Raw genomic sequence first — 14,104 nt, forward strand, 5'->3', positions numbered from 1 at the left:
ATGTTTACCGGAATAATTCAAAGTATCGGTGAAGTCATCGAGCACAACACCCAGGAACAGGGCGATCTGCGGTTTTACATTAAAACCAGCCTGACCGATTATGATCACATTCACATCGGTGATTCGATTGCCATGGATGGGGTTTGTTTAACGGTGGTGGAACGCCAGGATGATGTGGTGGCGGTGGATGTTTCCATGGAAACCGTCCGTAAAACCTCGGTAAATAACTGGCAACCGGGAACCGCCGTCAATATCGAACCGGCGCTGACCTTGCAAACACCTTTAGGCGGTCATCTGGTCAGTGGTCATGTGGATGGCCTGGCCACTTGTGTTAAGCGTGAATCTGATGCCCGCAGTGAAGTCTTTACTTTTCAGTTACCGACAGAATTTGAGCGCTTTGTGGTGCCCAAAGGCTCCATTACATTAAATGGTGTCAGCCTCACAATCAATGAAGTCAACGGTGATCAATTCACCGTGAATTTAATTCCCCATACCCTTGAAGCCACTAACTTGGATTCGATTCAGGTTAACCATCAGGTTAATTTTGAAATCGATACCATGGCCCGTTATGCAGACAAAATGCTGCAGTATTACAACAGGTGAGAAATGCCCTTAAATTTGAATAGTACTGTCGAGCTGATTGAAGACATCAAAGCCGGCAAAATGATCATCATGATGGATGATGAAGAACGTGAAAATGAAGGTGATCTCATTATCGCGGCCAATGCCATCACCCCGGAAGTGGTTAACTTCATGACCAAACATGCCCGCGGTCTGATTTGCTTAACCTTAACCCGGGAAAAATGTGAACAATTAAAGTTACCGCTGATGGTGCATGAAAACACCGCACAATTGGCGACCAATTTTACCGTCTCGATTGATGCCGCCCATGGTATCACCACCGGAATTTCTGCCTATGATCGCTATAAAACCATTATTGATGCGGTTGAAGTCAATGCCAAGCCTGAAGATCTGGTGATGCCGGGTCATATTTTCCCGCTGATGGCGGAGCCGGGCGGGGTATTGTCCAGAGCAGGGCACACCGAAGCTGGTTGTGACATGGCCTTACTGGCCGGTCGGACACCGGCGGCGGTGATTGTCGAAATCATGAATGAAGACGGCTCCATGGCACGGCGGGATGATTTGATGAAGTTCTCCAAGCAGCATGGCATTAAAATCGGTACCATTGCAGATTTAATTGAATACCGTTCCATGAATGAAACCACTGTGACTGTGGTGGATGAGTTTGAGTACGACACACAATGGGGTTCATTTAAAGTCAAAAAATATAAGGATGCGATTGCCAACTGTGATCATTTGGCGTTTTATCGGGGCACCATGAAACCGGATAATCCCGTGCCTGTACGGGTTCAGTTTGGTCATTTTTTCCGTGAATTACGTGGTCTGGATTCAAATGATGACTACTGGACAGCACAACGGGCAATGAAAACAATCGCAGATCGCGGTGAGGGCGTGTTGGTTATTTTAAACAGCAACGAATCCGTACCGATTGATATCGATGATCAATTTAATCAACAGAAAAAGCGAGAGTCTGTGTATCAAAATGTCGGTGTCGGCTCACAAATCCTGAAAGACTTAAACGTCGGTGAAATGCAATTAATGAGCCCGGAAGCCCGCTATCCGGCCTTATCAGGTTTTGGTTTGACCATTTCTGAATACCTTAAATACGAGAAATAATTATGAATATTGGTATTGTATTGGCGCCCTACTACAAGCATATTATCGATGGCTTATATGAAGGTGCCACCCGTTATTTATCCGCCAAAGGCATTGATTTTCAGTATTTTGAAGTCGCCGGTGCCTTAGAAATCCCTTTAGCCTGTCAAATGCTGGCTAAAACCGAACAATTTGACGGTCTTATCGCCTTAGGCGCGGTGATTCGCGGTGAAACAGCGCATTTTGATTATGTCTGTGCGGAAAGCGCACGGGGTTTAATGGAAGTGTCTCTGCAACACAATATCCCCATCGGTAACGGTATTTTGACGGTTGAGAATGAAAGTCAGGCGCTAGCCCGGTCATCAGAAGATGAATCGATGGGCAAACATAACAAAGGCAACGAAGCAGCCCATGCGGTCGTCAGCTTGCTTGAATTGAAGAAAACCCTGCAAAGATGAGTTTAAGGTTTATCTCACAGGCAGAATTACCCACTGAATTCGGCACTTTTCAGGTTCATGTCTTTGAACACAAAGGCCAGGAACACCTGGCGCTGGTGATGGGCAGCTTGTCTGAAAGTGATGTTATCCTCACCAGAATCCATTCTGAGTGCCTCACAGGCGATGGTTTGTTCAGTTTACGCTGTGATTGCGGACCACAACTGGCACACGCCATGCAAGCCATCCAAAAAGCCGGTCAGGGCGTCTTAATCTATCTACGTCAGGAAGGTCGGGGCATCGGACTCACTGAAAAAATCAAAGCCTACCAACTCCAAGATCAAGGCATGGACACCTTCGACGCCAACATCAAACTCGGCCACGCCGCTGACAGCCGCGACTACGGCATGCTCAAAGAGGTCTTCGCCCATCTCAACGTCAAACAGGTCGATCTCATGACCAATAACCCCGACAAAATAGAGGCCTTAGAATCTCAAGGCATCAGCGTACACAAACGCATTCCCTTACACGTCGGCCATAATCCCCACAACAAACGCTACATCGACACCAAAAGAAACCGATTTAAACACCTGGATTAATTGGGCCTGTCTAAAACAGGCCTATAATTTACATTAAGTTTTAAAATAACGTCTAACAACATATAGATAGGCTAATAACCTAACAATATACATTAACCATAAATCACTCCATAATTTAACATAATATATATTATGCGCATAACTATATTGACAATAATAAGGATAAATTACTTCAATGGATGCCCAACTAAAGTCCTTAACTTCTGACAACTAAACTAGTTAATTTCCTATCAAAGTGGTTAATTAATTATCCATGGTTTTTGAGCGAAATAATTTATAAAAAAGTTTAATAACAAATTAACCGTATATGTTATTCACTTAGACAATAATATTGACTGTCAGTATTTGGCTTACCCCCACTGAAAGCAAATTTTGCTCAGACACTTCCACTAACGAAGATCTCAGTAGATTCGTAGAACTGAGCTGCAAATAAAATCCCGTCTTTAGTACTTAAAATTCTGTATTGGAAGATTTCTCTGTTATCTCCATAAATTGGCTCATATTGTAAAATTGACTTAACTCTATTGCAAAAATCAATAATTTCAGACTTCACATAAGGGTTCCCTTTTCTAGTTCTAGAATTAAATCTAGGCGATGCAACAAATAGGTGTGAAAAAATTTTTTTATTGTAGTGATAAAAATATATCCCTTTAACGATGTGTTCAACACATTGATCAAAACGATTTCTATCAATCTTATGCACTATACCCGTTGGTGAATTAATTTGAAGTTGGGGCTTGAAAAAATTTGCGTATGCAATGGGTTTCCTTGATACTGCTCTTAGTGTTTTTCCAAAAAAAAGGTCGTTACCAAATTTATTGGCATCATCGTCATATACTAAAAGTGTCCTTAAAAATTCATCATCCCTTGCCTTATCGTTATTGTGTTTTTTGCATGAGCGAACAGTAATCAAGTTTTTACGATACCCATCTGGAAATAAACATTTGGGAGGTACGTGTTCATCTGTTGTGGCTATGTCATCGCACATATAGCATGTATCATCCAGTAAATTCATATTAATTTTTCTAACACACGTTTTTATCAGAAATCTATTTACTACTAGTTAATCATTTTATCTTTTAAATAGTAGAATTCTTAACTAGCTCTAATTCAACAAGCAAGTCTTCTATATTTAATTTTTCAAAGTCTTCTTTAATTAACTCATATACAAATGTTCGTATTGGCATCATGGTAGTAAGATTTGAATTAGTTTGATTAAATCCAGGACCTGAATATGGCATAAAAACATGACTTAGGCTACACGATCCTCCGGAGATATAATCCGATCTATTATTAACTGAGGACTCATGTATTGATTTATTAGGATTGATGCTAACGTAAACTTTATTTTCCTTGGTTCCTTTTCTATATATATAATTTAAACCCCATTTATTATTATTTTTTCTGTTAATTCCAATCTGTATATTCAAGGGCAGTTTATTTATAAAATTCTGAATTCCATTTGTAAGTGCAACGATATTTTAGTTGCATAAAAAAAGTAAGGTGCGTACCGTTGCACTTGCTTAATAATACAAAGGAGAATTCAGGTTATGAATCGCTCATATACGCACCTTACGAGTGAAGAACGATACCACATTTCAGTTTTACGAAAAACTAAAATCTCACTGTCTGAGATTGCCCGCATATTGGGTCGTAATAAATCCACCATCAGTCGCGAGTTAGAGCGTAATACAGGTAACCGTGGTTATCGACACAAACAAGCTGGAGAATTTGCTCAGTCTCGCAAACGTAAAGGCAACAAGCAGATTACCCCTTTCGGCTTTGCCTATATAAGTCACCTAATTGAACAAGATTGGTCACCTGAACAAATCAATGGTCGCCTTAAAGTCATGGGCTGGATTGATGTACCAAGCGTTGAACGTATTTACTTGTTTATCTATGCTGACAAAAAAGATGGTGGTAAGCTTTATACTCACCTTCGTTGTCAAAAGAAACGCCGCAAACGTTATGCGTCAGGCCAACAAAGACGAGGACAGATCGTTGATAGACGTGATATTGATGAACGTCCTGCTGTTGTTGATGAGCGCAGCAGGTTCGGTGACTTTGAGGGAGACACCGTAGTGGGCAACAAACACAAAGGCGTGCTACTTACCTTTGCTGATCGCAAAACCCGCTTATGCGTTATTAGGGCCCACAAAAACCGACGTGCAGGACTGATAGCCAGCAGTAGTATTAAAGCTCTTAAATCTTTTAATGTTCACACTGTTACTTACGACAACGGTAAAGAGTTTGCTAGACACAATGAGGTGGCACAAGCTTTGAATTTTGATGTTTACTTTGCTAAACCCTATGCTTCATGGCAACGGGGAACCAATGAAAATATGAACGGACTCATCAGACAATATTTGCCAAAATCTGTTCGTTTAGATGACGTGACTATAGAACAAACGCAGTTTATTGAGGAGCGTTTGAATAACAGACCGAGAAAAGTCCTTGGCTACCAAATACCCCTTGAAGTGTTATCTAGATGTTAGCCCGTTGCACTTGCAACTGGAATCCACCAATCATAAAAAAACAAATAATGCTCTTTTGAGTTTTATTGTGTGCAAAGCCCAGCATACAGGTTATAAAAAAGGCGACTCGATGGCCGCCTTTTCAGTCCACTTTTGATTGTGTTAGCCCAAAAACGGATAACGGTAGTCCGTGGGTGGGACGAAGGTTTCTTTAATGGTTCTGGGTGATAACCATCGGTAGAGGTTTAAGGCACTGCCGGCTTTGTCGTTGGTGCCTGACGCACGGCCGCCGCCGAAGGGTTGTTGGCCAACCACGGCGCCGGTGGGTTTGTCGTTGATATAGAAGTTACCGGCGGCATGACGCAGACGATCAGCCATGTGGTTAATCACATAGCGATCCCGGGCAAATATGCCGCCTGTGAGGGCGTACATGGAGCCTTCATCACATAAGGTTAGGGTTTCTTCAAAATCATCATCCTGATAGACATAGATGGTTAATACCGGACCAAAGATTTCTTCTTCCATGGTTTTAAAACCAGGGTCTTTGGTCACAATCACAGTCGGCTCAATAAAGTAACCGGTGCTTTTATCACAACCACCACCGACGATAATTTCGGCATCATCAGCTTGTTTGGCGTGGTCAATATAGGATTTAATTTTATCGAATGCAGGCTCATCGATCACCGCGTTAATAAAGTTACCAAAATCACGGGTGCTACCCATATTAAAGGATTCAACGTCTTTCACCAGTTGGGTCTTAATGTCTGACCATAAAGATTCCGGTAAATAAGCCCGCGAGGCGGCAGAGCATTTTTGGCCCTGAAATTCAAAAGCTCCGCGGGATAATGCAGTGGCCACGGCCACCGGATTGGCTGATGAATGGGCAAAGATAAAGTCTTTACCGCCGGTTTCACCGACAATCCGCGGATACGAGCGGTAGTTATTGATGTTGTTACCGATTTCTTTATAAATATGCCTAAAGGTTCCGGTTGAACCTGTGAAATGGACACCGGCTAAATCCGGACGGGTCAGTAAAGCCTCACCGGCCACGGGACCGTCCGCGGCCACCATATTAATCACCCCATCAGGTAAGCCGGCTTCTTTAAAGACCTGCATGATGACATGTGCCGACAGCATTTGGGTACCCGAGGGCTTCCAGACAACGGTGTTACCCAGCATTGCCGGAGCGGCCGGTAAGTTACCCGCAATGGCGGTAAAGTTAAAGGGTGTGATGGCCAGGATAAAGCCTTCTAAAGGGCGCCAGTCGAGCTGGTTCCAGACACCGGGCGAGGATTCGGGTTGCTCTGCCATAATACCTTCATAAAATTCGGCATTAAAGCGTAAGAAATCAATTAACTCACAGGCCGAATCAATTTCCGCCTGAAAAGCATTTTTGGACTGACCGTGCATGGTGGCGGCATTAATGATGTTGCGGTAGGGACCAGCCAATAAATCAGCGGCTTTTAAAAACACGGCTGCCCGGGATTGCCAGGGTAAGCGTTCCCAATCTCCTTGAGCCTTCACCGCGGCATCGGCTGCCAGGTTTAAAATGGCTTTATCGGCTTTGTAATACGTACCCAGCACATGCTGGTGATTATGGGGCATGGTCACCTCGGCTTTGTTGTCCGTTTTAACCGCTTTGCCATTAATGATATTGGGAATATCCGTGTGTTGATTCGCCATTTCGTCCATGGCTTTTTGCAAGGCAATGGTTTCATCACTCCCCGGACGGTATTCATTGATCGGCTCATTGCTGACCGCTGGTGTTTGTGGAATGTTGGCTGAAATCATAATATCTCCAAATAATGTTTCTGATAAAAAAACACCGCCTGATGTTGTTAAAACAACGGCGGTGCTCATGGTCATAAAATAAACTGTTTAGCTAAATAAGTGCTCGACCGCCGCACGTTCTTCACGCAATTCCTGATTGGTGGCATCAATGCGTTGTTGTGAAAAATCACTGATGGGTATATCTTGCACAATTCTGTATTGACCGTTGGCACAGGTCACCGGATAACCAAAAATCACCCCCGGTTCAATCCCATAGCTGCCGTCACTGGGAATCGCCATTGAAACCCAGTCTTTATCAGGCGTACCCAATGCCCAGGATTTCATGTGGTCAATGGCGGCTGAAGCCGCTGAGGCGGCACTGGAGGCACCTCTGGCTTTAATGATTGCTGCACCGCGTTGCTGTACGGTTGGGATAAAATCGTTTTCATACCAGTTATGATCAATGTCTTTAACCACTTCGCCATTCACTTTAAGTTGTGAAATATCCGGATACTGGGTGGAGGAATGGTTGCCCCAGATGGTCATATTGCTTAATTCATGGGTGCCCACCGATAATTTATCAGCCATTTGGGCAATCGCTCGGTTGTGATCCAGGCGAACCATGGCAGTAAATTGTGCCGGATTAATGTTCGGTGCGTTTTGTTGCGCAATCAAGGCGTTGGTGTTGGCAGGATTACCCACAACCAGTACTTTAATGTCCTTATTGGCGTGATTATTGATGGCTTTACCCTGCACAGAAAAAATCTCAGCGTTTTTCTTTAATAAATCACTGCGCTCCATGCCGGGTCCACGTGGCATGGCACCCACTAAAAGAGCATAATCAGCGTCTTTAAAAGCGACATTGGCATCGTCTGTGGCAACGATTCCTTGTAATAAGGGAAAGGCACAATCTTCTAATTCCATCACCACACCCTGCACCGCTTGCATCGCCGGGGGGATTTCCAACAGATGTAGAATAACCGGCTGGTCATCACCCAGCATATTGCCGGCCGCGATTCTGAATAAAAGTTGATAGCCAATTTGACCGGCGGCACCGGTAACAACGACTCGAACGGGTGATTTCATATCATCTCCTGTATGCGTAATGCTTTTAAGAGACCTTTTTGAATGGGCCGTGTCGCTTTGAAAAAGATCTCAGGTAATTGAACAGCCTTAGCTGACTGAAAAAATGGTCGGAGCGAGAAGATTCGAACTTCCGACCCCCACAACCCCATTGTGGTGCGCTACCAGGCTGCGCCACGCTCCGAAACCAGGTGCGTATTCTAACACTTTTGGAATCTTATTTGAAAGATTTAGAATCGATTAAATGATTTAACCGAGCGTCACATTCGTCATACACAAACTAATAAAATAATGATGGATTTATTTCAACCACAGAGGTCACAAAAGTTTTCACAAAGGGCACAAAGAAATAACAATTTCTCCTTAGTGTATTTTGTGTAATCTCCGTGCTCTTTGTGGTTTTCTGAGGACAGAAGACTGACGACAGAAAAACGCTGGTACCGGCCTGCGCCGGTAAGAACTGTTGAGTAAGAACATTATTTCAGGATACTGAGGATTTCTTCTAATTCCTGTACAGTTTGCTGAATCACTTGATAGGATTTACTGGCTTCTTTTTCTTCCACCTGACCGTTTAACTTTTGACGGGCGCCGTTGATGGTGTAGCCGTGATCATATAATAAGCTGCGGATTTGTCGAATCATCATCACATCATTGCGTTGATAATATCGCCGGTTACCACGTCTTTTCACCGGATTCAAATTATCAAATTCGTTTTCCCAGTAACGCAGGACATGTTGTTTGACATCGCACAAGTCACTCACTTCACCGATGGTGAAATAGCGCTTGGCGGGAATCGGGGGTAAGGTTTTATTGTGGCCTTGATCCAGCATAAGTCTCTATGGTGTTCCTCAGTTTTTGTCCCGGTTTAAAAGCCACCACGCGGCGAGCTGATATCGGGATTTCTTCTAATGTTTTGGGATTTCTGCCGGGCCGTGATTTTTTGTCACGCAATTCAAAATTACCAAAGCCTGATAATTTGACCCCGGAACCATTTAATAATTGTTCTTTTATGGTATCAAAAAACACGCTAACAAATTCATTGGCTTCACGTTTATTTAAGCCAACTTCCATATACAGAATTTCTGCTAAATCAGTTTTTGTAATGGTTTCATTCATGTTCTGATAACGGCATTTAAATTTTTCTCTAAAAAGGATACCCCGACTGCCACCAGTTTGTCCACTTCTTTATCTTCCAAAGTTCGATTATTTGCCTGAAATATCAGCGCGATGGCGAAACTTTTGTATCCTTTTTCAATATGCTCACCTTTATACACATCAAATAACAATAATTGTCGCAAAACATCACTTTCAGAACCGATACTGTTTTCAATACCTTGTTTAACTGTTTCCCAGCTTAAATCTTCAGCTAATTGAATGGATAAATCGCGTCGTGTGCTTGGAAATTTAGAGATCGCCTGCCATTGTGGCAAGGTTCTGTGAGCGATTGATTGCCAGTCCAACTGAGCCATATACACCGGTGTTTTGATTTTTAACCGTTGGGTAATGGTCGGATGAACCTGACCCATATGACCGATGCATTGCTTGTTCAACAAAATATCGGCTTGTCTGCCGGGGTGCAAAAATGGTTTTTTGCCAAGCTGGTAACTGACATCACCCGGCACCGCTTCCAGCAAATCATCCACCTGACCTTTTAAATCATAAAAGTCAACAGCACGTGTTTCCAAACCCCATTGTTCCGGTTGGGCCTGCCCACAACGAGCCAGTATCAGGACATCTTCCTGAATTAAGTCTTGCGCCACCGACCGATTAAAAACTTTACCCAGCTCAAACAGAGCGAGATTTAATTCACCATGGGCACGGTTGGCCTGAATATTAACTAAAATTCCGGGTAATAAATGGGTGCGCATCACGGCCATGTCCCGGGTCAGAGGATTGGCCAGAGCGTAACCTGACTCAGCCAAATGACAATCCTGCAGCTGTTTTTCAGACACAAAGGCGTAATTAATCACCTCTTGATAGCCTTTAGCCACCAGTTGTTTTTTTACAGTGATGGGAGAAGCTTGTTGTTCAGGTAAAGTATGGATAACATCATCGCTGTGCAGTAAATCAGCCGGCATTTGGTCATAACCTACCACCCGCACCACTTCTTCAATCAAATCTTCAGCAAGGCTTAAATCAAAGCGCCAACTGGGTGTTTTAACGGTCCAGCCCGACTGATCGGATAAAACCTGAAAGCCCAAGTGATTAAAAATATCCGTCACGCGATCAAAAGCCACATCAAAGCCCAACACCCGTTTTAGATGACCGGCTGATAACTTGATTTCAAGTTGTTGCGGCATATCCGGCTCACTACAAACGGTGTTAATAGGTCCGGCATGGCCACCGCAAATCGATATAATCAGCTCAGTGGCACGCTCCATGGCGCGTTCCTGTAATTGCCAATCAACACCTCGCTCAAAACGTAAACTGGAATCGGTATGGGTTCCCAATCGTCGGGATTTACCCATGATATGAGCCGGATCAAAATAGGCAGATTCCAGAATAATATCTCGGGTATCGGGCTGTACACCGCTGTCTAAGCCACCCATCACACCGGCCACTGCCAGTGGTTTATTTTGATCTGCTATCAGCAGAAATGACTCATCAACTTGCACTTCTGAACCGTCAAGTAAAGTGATGGTTTCCAGATTTTCTGCCATACGCACCATAATACCGCCATCAATTTTATCGCAATCAAAGGCGTGCATTGGCTGTCCCAGTTCAAGCATCACATAATTGGTGACATCCACCACCGGATGAATCGACCGCAGTCCGGCTTTTCTCAACACTTCTTTAAGCCACAAAGGTGAATCGGCCGTGTTATTAATGTCTTTAATAATGCGTCCACAATAGCGCGGGCAGGCTTTAGGCGCTTGAACAGTAACCGACACCGCTTCATTATGTTTAATATCAGCGGTTTGAATCACCGGCTCATTCATTGGCAAGTTATGTAATGTTGCGAGCTCCCGTGCAACCCCACGTACACAAAAGCAATCAGCGCGATTCGGGGTTAAATCAATGTCGATGATGGTGTCTTTAAGCTGTAAATAATCACGCATCGATTCACCCAAGGGTGCATCATTTGGTAATTCCATTAAACCACTGCCCTCTTCGCTCAGACCCAGTTCAACTTCAGAACACAACATACCGGCAGATTCTTCGCCACGCAATTTGGATTTTTTAATTTTAAAACCACCTGGCAAAACAGCACCCACTTGTGCCAGAGGAACTTTTATGCCGCGACGGGCATTGGGCGCACCACAAACAATCTGTAAGCTGTTTTGACCATCATTGACCGTGCATATTTGTAATTTATCGGCATTGGGATGTGGTTGACAGGCGGTTATTTCAGCCACCACAACACCACTGAACTCGCCGGCAGCCGGTAACACATCATCCACCTCCAGACCTAACATGGTCAACTGGGAAACGGTGGTTTGGGTGTCTTGATGGATATCCACCCATTGTTTAATCCATTGTTCACTGATTTTCATGGCTACAGACCTTTAACTGAATTGTTTTAAAAAACGCAAATCGTTTTCGAAGAATTGACGCAAATCATGTACGCCGTATCGCAACATGGCAAAGCGCTCAACACCAAGACCAAAAGCAAAACCGGTGTATTTTTCAGGATCGATACCTCCGGCCTTTAAGACATTGGGATGTACCATGCCACAGCCCAAAACTTCTAACCAGCCTTCGCTGCCGTCTTCTTTTTTCCAGGCCACATCCACTTCCGCTGACGGTTCGGTAAAAGGGAAATAGGATGGCCGTAACCTAATCTCCAAATCATCTTCAAAAAAAGCGTTAACAAACTGATTTAAAACACCTTTTAAACCGGTAAATGTCACATCTTCAGTGATGACCAAACCTTCAATCTGATGAAACATCGGGGTATGGGTTTGATCAGAATCACTGCGATACACTTTACCCGGGGCGATAATTTTAATTGGCGGTTGCATGGTTTTCATAGCGCGTATTTGAACCGGTGACGTATGGGTACGCAACAAATCACCATCGGGAAAATAAAAAGTGTCATGCATGGCGCGGGCCGGATGGTGTGGCGGAAAGTTTAAGGCCTCAAAATTATGGTAATCATCTTCGACCTCGGGTCCGGTCACCACCTGAAAACCCACCTGAGAAAATAACTCAACGATTCGCTGCATGGTACGTGTTACCGGATGTAAACCACCGCCGTGCTGCTCACGACCGGGTAATGTGACATCAATGGATTCAGCCATTAACCGTTGATTCAATTCTTCAGCCAACAGAAATTCTTTACGCGCCTGAATGGCTTTGAATAATTGTTGTTTAACCTGATTGATTAATTGTCCGGCCTGTTTACGTTCTTCAGGTGCCAATTGGCCCAAGTCTTTTAAGCCTGTGGTGATAACGCCTTTTTTACCCACATAATGCACCCGCAATTCATCTAAGGAACGGCTGTCGGTGGCTGCGTTCACGGCAACCAGGGCTTCTTTTAATACGTTTTCCCAATGATTCACTTCATTTCTCATGTTTAACAACAGCCACGCTGCTTTTGTTCTTGACTCAAAAAAAAGAGGAACCAGTGAACACTGATTCCTCTCATCGGTTAACTTCATTCCAATCCTGTCGGGTAATGAACACCCTTTCAGGAAATGCCTTAAGACAAGGCGGCTTTGGCTTGTTCAACCACAGCGGCAAAACCCGCTTTGTCATGCACTGCCATATCAGCCAGAATTTTACGATCTAAAGAGATATCAGCTTTTTTCAAGCCGTTGATAAATCGTGAATAGCTTAAACCGTTGTTCCTGGCACCTGCATTGATGCGTGTAATCCACAATGCCCGAAAAGCGCGTTTTCGGGTGCGGCGATCGCGGTAAGAATACTGATCGGCTTTAATCACCGCCTGTTTAGCAACGCGGTAAATTTTACGGCGTGCGTTATAATAGCCTTTGGCTAATTTTAAAATTTTCTTGTGTTTTTTTCGGGCTTGTACGCCTCTTTTGACTCTGGCCATAATTTAACTCCTTTTATTTAGCGTAGGGCAACAAACGTTCAATTGCCGCTTCATCAGACTCATGAACAAGACTCGTACCACGTAAATTACGTTTACGTTTCTGACTCATTTTAGTCAAAATATGAGAACGGAAAGCGTGTTTACGCTTAAAACCGCCCGCGGTTTTTTTAAAGCGCTTGGCCGCGCCTTTTTTGGTTTTAATTTTTGGCATAATGCCTCCTAAACTTATATTTTTTACTCCTGCAAGTTGCCGATTCAACGGCATTTGGGGACTCGCAGGTCAGCTCGTTATGGTGTCTTCGTAGCCACTTCTTTTTGCTTCGCAAAAAACCGTAACTACTTCGACTTATTTAAGGGTCGATGCTGCTGATTCACGGGCTACGGCATTACGTGAGCACTTCTTTAACGACGTTAAAACCGCTCTCACTGCATTGCCTGCCCTTCCGCTCACCAACTGTATCTCGCCTGTGTCTTCATGGCCGCTTCTTTCACTACGTGAAAAACTGCAACCATTTCGACTGATTAAAGATTATTTACTTGTCCGATTTCGGCGCCAGTAACATAATCATAAAGCGACCTTCCATTTTCGCCGGTCGTTGTTCAACAACCGCTTCATCCTGTACTTCTTCGGCCACCCGATCCAACATCTGCGATCCGAGTTCCCGATGCGCCAATTCACGACCTCTGAACATAATGGTCACTTTGACCTTGTTCCCCTGGTCGATGAATTTACGCAAATTTTTCATTTTGACCTGAAAATCGCCTTCATCCGTATTCGGTCTGAATTTGACCTCTTTGAGCTGGACTTTTTTCTGTTTTTTCTTGGCTTGTTGTTGTTTTTTGGCCTGTTCAAACTTGAACTTGCCATAATCCATGATTTTACAAACCGGCGGTCTGGCCTTGGGTGAGATTTCCACCAAATCCAAACCGGCCTCCTCAGCGCGTTTTAGCGCTTCATCGGTGGCCATAACACCAACCTGATCTCCATTCTGGTCAATCAGTCTCACCTCAGGAATCTTAATTTGCTGATTCCGACGCACTTTTTCAGTTTTAGCGATTAGTCAATCC

The 14,104-nt window shown here is 43.9% G+C and carries 15 protein-coding genes and 1 tRNA gene; 5 read left to right on the plus strand and 11 right to left on the minus strand.

Annotated features, from left to right (window positions below):
- From IEV16_RS08720 to ribA, 4 genes are read left to right on the plus strand one after another with little or no spacing between them, the layout of a single operon-like run.
- Complete coding sequence (locus IEV16_RS08720; protein WP_188365314.1) at positions 1-603, plus strand: riboflavin synthase; 603 nt, start codon at positions 1-3, stop codon at positions 601-603.
- Positions 604-618: 15 nt separating this feature from the next.
- Positions 619-1,698 carry a 3,4-dihydroxy-2-butanone-4-phosphate synthase gene (gene ribB / locus IEV16_RS08725; protein WP_308611125.1) on the plus strand — a complete coding sequence of 360 codons (1,080 nt, stop codon included), beginning with the start codon at positions 619-621 and terminating at the stop codon, positions 1,696-1,698.
- A gap of 2 nt (positions 1,699-1,700) precedes the next feature.
- Positions 1,701-2,135 (plus strand): 6,7-dimethyl-8-ribityllumazine synthase, encoded by a 435-nt coding sequence (ribH, locus tag IEV16_RS08730; protein WP_188365316.1) that lies wholly within the window; start codon positions 1,701-1,703, stop codon positions 2,133-2,135.
- Positions 2,132-2,710 carry a GTP cyclohydrolase II gene (gene ribA, locus IEV16_RS08735; protein ID WP_188365317.1) on the plus strand — a complete coding sequence of 193 codons (579 nt, stop codon included), beginning with the start codon at positions 2,132-2,134 and terminating at the stop codon, positions 2,708-2,710. The genes ribH and ribA overlap by 4 nt, the downstream gene beginning before the upstream one ends.
- 376 nt (positions 2,711-3,086) lie before the next feature.
- Here the strand turns inward: ribA and IEV16_RS08740 are convergent, their stop codons facing one another.
- Positions 3,087-3,725, minus strand: coding sequence for a hypothetical protein (locus IEV16_RS08740; RefSeq protein WP_188365318.1), 639 nt, complete (start codon positions 3,723-3,725; stop codon positions 3,087-3,089).
- A 535-nt stretch (positions 3,726-4,260) separates the two neighbouring features.
- On the opposite strand from IEV16_RS08740, the gene IEV16_RS08745 reads away from it, so the two are divergent.
- Positions 4,261-5,205, plus strand: a complete 945-nt coding sequence (locus IEV16_RS08745; RefSeq protein ID WP_188365319.1) for an IS30 family transposase — start codon at positions 4,261-4,263, stop codon at positions 5,203-5,205.
- A 141-nt stretch (positions 5,206-5,346) separates the two neighbouring features.
- Here the strand turns inward: IEV16_RS08745 and pruA are convergent, their stop codons facing one another.
- The 10 genes from pruA to infC form a co-directional block, all read right to left on the minus strand.
- Positions 5,347-6,975: an L-glutamate gamma-semialdehyde dehydrogenase gene (gene pruA / locus IEV16_RS08750; protein ID WP_188365320.1), complete on the minus strand. Its 1,629-nt coding sequence runs from the start codon at positions 6,973-6,975 to the stop codon at positions 5,347-5,349.
- 87 nt (positions 6,976-7,062) lie between these two features.
- A complete protein-coding gene (locus tag IEV16_RS08755; RefSeq protein WP_188365321.1) occupies positions 7,063-8,040 on the minus strand; it encodes a malate dehydrogenase in 978 nt (325 codons plus the stop codon).
- 104 nt (positions 8,041-8,144) lie between these two features.
- Positions 8,145-8,221: transfer RNA gene (locus IEV16_RS08760), tRNA-Pro, on the minus strand.
- A gap of 292 nt (positions 8,222-8,513) precedes the next feature.
- Positions 8,514-8,867, minus strand: coding sequence for a MerR family transcriptional regulator (locus tag IEV16_RS08765; protein ID WP_188365322.1), 354 nt, complete (start codon positions 8,865-8,867; stop codon positions 8,514-8,516).
- Complete coding sequence (locus IEV16_RS08770) at positions 8,845-9,153, minus strand: integration host factor subunit alpha (RefSeq protein WP_188365323.1); 309 nt, start codon at positions 9,151-9,153, stop codon at positions 8,845-8,847. The genes IEV16_RS08765 and IEV16_RS08770 overlap by 23 nt, the downstream gene beginning before the upstream one ends.
- Positions 9,150-11,531 carry a phenylalanine--tRNA ligase subunit beta gene (pheT, locus tag IEV16_RS08775; RefSeq protein ID WP_188365324.1) on the minus strand — a complete coding sequence of 794 codons (2,382 nt, stop codon included), beginning with the start codon at positions 11,529-11,531 and terminating at the stop codon, positions 9,150-9,152. The genes IEV16_RS08770 and pheT overlap by 4 nt, the downstream gene beginning before the upstream one ends.
- Before the next feature lie 12 nt (positions 11,532-11,543).
- Positions 11,544-12,539, minus strand: a complete 996-nt coding sequence (gene pheS / locus IEV16_RS08780; RefSeq protein WP_188365325.1) for a phenylalanine--tRNA ligase subunit alpha — start codon at positions 12,537-12,539, stop codon at positions 11,544-11,546.
- A gap of 140 nt (positions 12,540-12,679) precedes the next feature.
- On the minus strand, positions 12,680-13,036 hold the full coding sequence (gene rplT / locus IEV16_RS08785; RefSeq protein ID WP_188365326.1) for a 50S ribosomal protein L20: 357 nt from the start codon (positions 13,034-13,036) through the stop codon (positions 12,680-12,682).
- Between the two features lie 13 nt (positions 13,037-13,049).
- On the minus strand, positions 13,050-13,247 hold the full coding sequence (gene rpmI, locus IEV16_RS08790) for a 50S ribosomal protein L35 (protein WP_188365327.1): 198 nt from the start codon (positions 13,245-13,247) through the stop codon (positions 13,050-13,052).
- Between the two features lie 322 nt (positions 13,248-13,569).
- The gene (gene infC / locus IEV16_RS08795) at positions 13,570-14,094 is read right to left on the minus strand and encodes a translation initiation factor IF-3 (RefSeq protein WP_188365364.1); all 525 of its coding nucleotides are present in this window, start codon (positions 14,092-14,094) and stop codon (positions 13,570-13,572) included.
- Positions 14,095-14,104 lie beyond the last annotated feature (10 nt).

The sequence above is a fragment of the Marinicella pacifica genome (genome assembly GCF_014636635.1).
Classification (GTDB): Bacteria; Pseudomonadota; Gammaproteobacteria; order Xanthomonadales; family Marinicellaceae; genus Marinicella; species Marinicella pacifica.